The organism is Photorhabdus sp. RM323S, from assembly GCF_042879375.1.
Lineage (GTDB): Bacteria > Pseudomonadota > Gammaproteobacteria > Enterobacterales > Enterobacteriaceae > Photorhabdus > Photorhabdus tasmaniensis.
Genome location: NZ_JBHFKZ010000100.1, coordinates 1 through 4580, shown reverse-complemented (window position 1 = coordinate 4580; position 4580 = coordinate 1). Strand labels below are relative to the sequence as shown.

General features: G+C 37.3%; 5 protein-coding genes and 2 pseudogenes. All 7 read right to left on the bottom strand.

Annotation, left to right across the window (positions count from 1 at the left end; translation table 11 throughout):
- Window positions 1-415 (bottom strand): annotated as a pseudogene (locus tag ACGF7G_RS21625) (hypothetical protein); the annotation flags it as partial.
- Entirely contained in the window at window positions 412-864 is a 453-nt protein-coding gene (locus ACGF7G_RS21620) for a zinc-finger-containing protein (RefSeq protein ID WP_387468296.1), read from the bottom strand. The gene ACGF7G_RS21620 and the pseudogene ACGF7G_RS21625, both read right to left, overlap by 4 nt.
- A 408-nt stretch (window positions 865-1272) precedes the next feature.
- Complete coding sequence (locus ACGF7G_RS21615) at window positions 1273-2109, bottom strand: hypothetical protein (RefSeq protein ID WP_387468295.1); 837 nt, start codon at window positions 2107-2109, stop codon at window positions 1273-1275.
- Window positions 2102-2847 (bottom strand): annotated as a pseudogene (locus ACGF7G_RS21610) (PD-(D/E)XK nuclease-like domain-containing protein). The gene ACGF7G_RS21615 and the pseudogene ACGF7G_RS21610 overlap by 8 nt, the downstream one beginning before the upstream one ends.
- Before the next feature lie 3 nt (window positions 2848-2850).
- Window positions 2851-3108 carry a hypothetical protein gene (locus ACGF7G_RS21605; protein ID WP_387468293.1) on the bottom strand — a complete coding sequence of 86 codons (258 nt, stop codon included), beginning with the start codon at window positions 3106-3108 and terminating at the stop codon, window positions 2851-2853.
- Between the two features lie 433 nt (window positions 3109-3541).
- Window positions 3542-3934, bottom strand: coding sequence for a hypothetical protein (locus ACGF7G_RS21600; RefSeq protein ID WP_387468291.1), 393 nt, complete (start codon window positions 3932-3934; stop codon window positions 3542-3544).
- A gap of 3 nt (window positions 3935-3937) precedes the next feature.
- Window positions 3938-4558 (bottom strand): Nmad5 family putative nucleotide modification protein, encoded by a 621-nt coding sequence (locus tag ACGF7G_RS21595; protein ID WP_387468289.1) that lies wholly within the window; start codon window positions 4556-4558, stop codon window positions 3938-3940.
- Window positions 4559-4580 lie beyond the last annotated feature (22 nt).

The window sequence follows — 4580 nt, the reverse complement described above, 5'->3', positions numbered from 1 at the left end:
CTTTAACCCATCCCACGCTATGAAGCCAATCATAATCTTCATTTTGCGCGGCCCAGTCTGGAATATCTTCCTTGCCGTCTTCCCATAAATAGATATTTTCTCCTGTCGGTGTAGGTTTATTTTGATAAACTAAAACAGTGACAAAATATTTTAATTCAGCGGGTTTATAGTAGTATTGTACTTTTCCATTTTCATCAATATCACAATAATCAAATCTTCGAATAGTTTTTTCAATATAAGCCCAGCACTTAATTTCTTCTCCGACTTTGACGTCGGGATGTTCTGTGAAGTTCCAATCTATATTAAGCATTGATTTCAATTTGTCTGCAATCTCATTCAAAATTAAATAATCATCACAATTCGCAGTTCTTGCTAATTCTTGACATGCGGATATTAAAGACTCTGTATTGCTCATAATGACCTCTTCTTAATAATCATATTTTCACAAATTTCTTTAGCTCGATAGCAAGTGTCAATATCGAACCAGCCAAAATGACATTCACTTGTTTTGATTCCCAATTTATTTGCAAGCCAATTATAAGCATCCTTGCGACTAAAAGTAGCGCCGTTGAATTTCCATAACCTCTCAAAATATGGCTTGCATTGCTTCCGGGCATTGCGAGTTTCAGCGTCAGCGAGAGTGCCTAAGGGGATATTAGTAAAAGGGTGCATGCCGACGTATGCACCGCAGCAATTACATAAATAAGCCCATGGCCAATTTCCGAAACTTCTACCATCATATATTTCTTTGTGACTTGCTATTTTTACTGATGAGCCACAATAGTTACAGATATCTGGCGGGGGAAGTGGATTCTTTACTTTAAGTATTGCTTTGACACTCGGATTCCACGGTGTTTTCTCCATAATAAACCCTTTTTTTAATTAACATAACGATTTCCCACATATTCATTGTCCATTTCAGATAATAATTTAGTTCTTAACTCCGTAAGAATCTGTCTCTCTTCATGCGTGCTGCATGAAGTAAATGCAGTTGAATATTCGACATGATGCTTATTTAAGTCTTCATTAAACGAGATAAGAATTTCTAACTTCACAGCCATAAATCACCTCATTAATTTAATTTAATTTTTACATCTTTCAGGATTTCCAAGAATAAATACGCTATGAGTAAAGTCGTCGTACTTTACTCTTTTATCGATTTCTCTTTTTTGCTTTTTCCTTTTTTTATCTCTACAGCTCTGACATTCAATACAGCTACCATTAGACGCATATCTTAGCGTGTGCCCTCGCGGGCACGGATTACCGATATATTTATTCGGTTCCCTCATTTGTTGCATTTCCCATATTATTTAGTTCATCAACTTTATTTTGAGTTGTTTCGTGTTTTTCAAACCAGTCATCTATACTTGACATTCCATCACGTAAGCTTGCATAGATTTTCTTCATTTGGACCATTTGAGCGGGACGCATTGCTTCAACGCGACACTGTATACGTTTCTGAATTTGTTCACTGCTGACACCGAATTCATCCTTGAATACTGCGATCATCTTTTTAATTGCGTCTGGAGATGTATCAGCATTACTTCTGAGTGTCACATCACATTGATTAACGGCGGATTCAATAACGTCACCGGGTATCACTCCGAGAATGCATGCTCGTAATCGCCTTGAGCCTTGGTTCGCAACTATCTCATAGATATCCCGGGGATCTTCCAGCTTTTTCTTGCCGTTGCGCGTATATCTAACGTGTGGAACTGTGAATGTTTTAACTTGCCGTGTGTTTGTTTCAATATCCCACGCAAACGCTTCAACAGATGATTCGCCATTTTTTTGTTCAAGCTCGCGAATGCCAAACTGAATATTTCCCCAGTTTTGTGCGACAGCTTCAGCTAGTCTAATACTGGGTCCTGTTACTTCAGCGCCGCCCCGCGAATATGAGTAAAGCGCGCTTTCTGCAAGAGTGGGGCGAGTACATGCTTGTAATATTCTATCCATTGCAATAATTGGGTCACGCGGAAACTTTTTAGCGATCACCAGAGCGGCTTGTACTTCTTGTATTGCGCGCTGTTGCTCAACGGCAACCATCCCATTTCCCGCTTGTGCTTGTTGTGCATTAGAGCTAAACGGGTTAATAACACTATTATTCATCTCTCCTCCGTGCCCATTCAGGGCGTTGAATCACTTCGAAGCCTAAACCGAAATTCCCTTTAGTTTGGCATTCATGATATTTATTTAAATCCCTTTTGAATAAGTTAAAGCCTATTTCTCTGTCGTAATGATCTAACACGAATAAGCGAACCGGGTATTTACCACAGTCAATAGATTCACTGACAGCAAGAAAACAAAAAGTAGGAATAGTTCCATTTGTATGTTGTCGATATCCTTTTTAACATCAAGAATAATATCTTTGTCGGGTATTAGTTTATCCGGCCTAATTCTGCATAGTTCACTTGTTTCCGGGTCATTCCAGTAAACTGATGACTCACAAAATCCTTCGTATTCTAAAAGCTTCCTTGCTCCTGGATGAGCCATAACACTCTCACGCATAATTTTTAGCTTACGATGTTGCTCGTAGTCCATGACTGTTTTCTTTGTATCAGCACACTGTTTAAGAAATTCCTTTTCATCTGCTTTCCCTGCGTTAGTTCTTCTATTAAACTCGGGAGCCTCGATAAAACGATTATGAAATTCATCAGGCTCTAACAATAAACAATGAAGCGCCGTTCCCATATCAAGAGCGTTCCTTTTCTCTTCATCCTCTGGAGCGCCCTTGTTCCATAATAAAAGTGCTGCTTCCTTCGCGATCATGTCTAATTGCGACTTACTAACACCGGCTCCGGAATGATAATCTTCGTTTGATATGTCATAATAAATACCGGGTTTCATTGTTTACCCCTTTTGCTTTACTACTAATAAACATGCGGAATATAAAAAATCACTGAGCAAATTCATTGCCTCAATATTATCTTCAAATATATTGCCGAAATATTTATTTGTTATGTCTGAGAATAGCTTAGTTGATTCGAGCGGAAGTTTATTGTAAATAGTCTCAGCGTCCATGCTTTGTTGTTCTAATATAACTTCCCTGTAATGTTCCTCTTCCAGCCTTTTTTCTTCAATTTCATCATAAACGGCGTATGGACTCATATTATAAAGCCTCGATTTTATAACCCATATTCTCGAAATATTCCTTTATTTCATTGAAGCAAAGATTAGAGTTGCCAATAATTTCGTTAGCAGTCCCTTTTGTTATGAAATATCCATCTTCAACTTCAATTTCATATCCTTTATTTTTTGTAAAGCTCTTAAAGGTGTCACAATAAATCTTAAGCATAATTATCTCACGAAAATTAAAATGATTGTTGAAAAGAGAATTAAACACGATGGATATAACATAGCGAAGAGCCACTCTTTAATCATATTCATATGCTAGTCTCAGATAGTTCATAGCTATTGACCATGTTATTTGACTTTCTATACTTTGTGCTATTCTTGCTTCACATTGAGCTAGATTGAAAAGTTGTTTATTTATTTTCATGACATACCCCTTTAGCCCTCCACTGGCGTTACTACCACTTTATTAAAACTCACCCCGGCTTATTTTAATTAATGCATCATTATGTTGTTTTGTAGCAGCTGCTGTTAGATGAATCCTGCCATTTTCTAATAACTCGATGTCCTTTTCGTCACGTGTCCAATTTACTGAGCCTGACCACCCCGTCACATAGTATTTTTGCCCCTCTTTTAGCTCATAATCAATCGGCTTTGGAAAACTGACTTTCCCGATTGTGATCATTTCCGGCTTGCGACGATACAGAGAATTAATGTTCCAATCCGGATTTGAACGAAAAGTTCTCCATTCTTCATCAGCACATAATTGTTCCCATAGCAACCAAGGTTGATCGGTTCTCGAAGCATCGAGCGCATATTCAAGCATTGAATCAGCGTGCACGTGTCTTTTATTGTCTGACATTGTTTATTCCTCTCTTGGTATGCCAATCATTTTATTTAAATCTTCAACTTTTACTGACAATGAAGTATTTGTAATTCTCACTTCTTCGGAGGGAATTAAATCTTTCGCTTCCGGCCAGACTTCAATAAGTCGCTTTGTTGTTGTGACTGAATTTAAAATAGCGTAAACGTTATTTATTATTTCAGTGTGCTTATTGTTTATCTCAATTGCTTTTTTTTCTATCTCTGTGAATCGGATAGAGAGCTCATGATATGCTGGAAAGAGACAATGGCTTTTTGTTGGTGTCATTAACTGAATGCTTTCTCCCGAATCATCTTCACCGTAGTACAATTTTCCGGACTGTAACCCACCAAATGCTGCGTATATACCATCTTCAAGATCATCATAAATGCGAATATGGGGGTTAAAATTAACTTGTAACTCTTTAATACCTTCAAGCGCTTTATTATATACGCAATTATAATATTTGACTTTTTCTTCTCCTCCCAGAGCGACAATTCTGACATCTTTTGCCAGCTGGTCCCTTTCCCTTCCCAATTCTGTATGTAATTCGGGTATTCCAGCAAATAACAAAGCATTATTAACTATTTTTTTCTTTAAATCTTTTGTTAATTTTTTTGACATTATTTAATCCTCTATTTAATTA

Excerpts from the sequence above, each read along its gene's own strand:
- ACGF7G_RS21620 (WP_387468296.1), bottom strand. The coding sequence starts at position 864 with ATGGAGAAAACACCGTGGAATCCGAGTGTCAAAGCAATACTTAAAGTA.
- ACGF7G_RS21615 (WP_387468295.1), bottom strand. The coding sequence starts at position 2,109 with ATGAATAATAGTGTTATTAACCCGTTTAGCTCTAATGCACAACAAGCA.
- ACGF7G_RS21605 (WP_387468293.1), bottom strand. The coding sequence starts at position 3,108 with ATGAGTCCATACGCCGTTTATGATGAAATTGAAGAAAAAAGGCTGGAA.
- ACGF7G_RS21600 (WP_387468291.1), bottom strand. The coding sequence starts at position 3,934 with ATGTCAGACAATAAAAGACACGTGCACGCTGATTCAATGCTTGAATAT.
- ACGF7G_RS21595 (WP_387468289.1), bottom strand. The coding sequence starts at position 4,558 with ATGTCAAAAAAATTAACAAAAGATTTAAAGAAAAAAATAGTTAATAAT.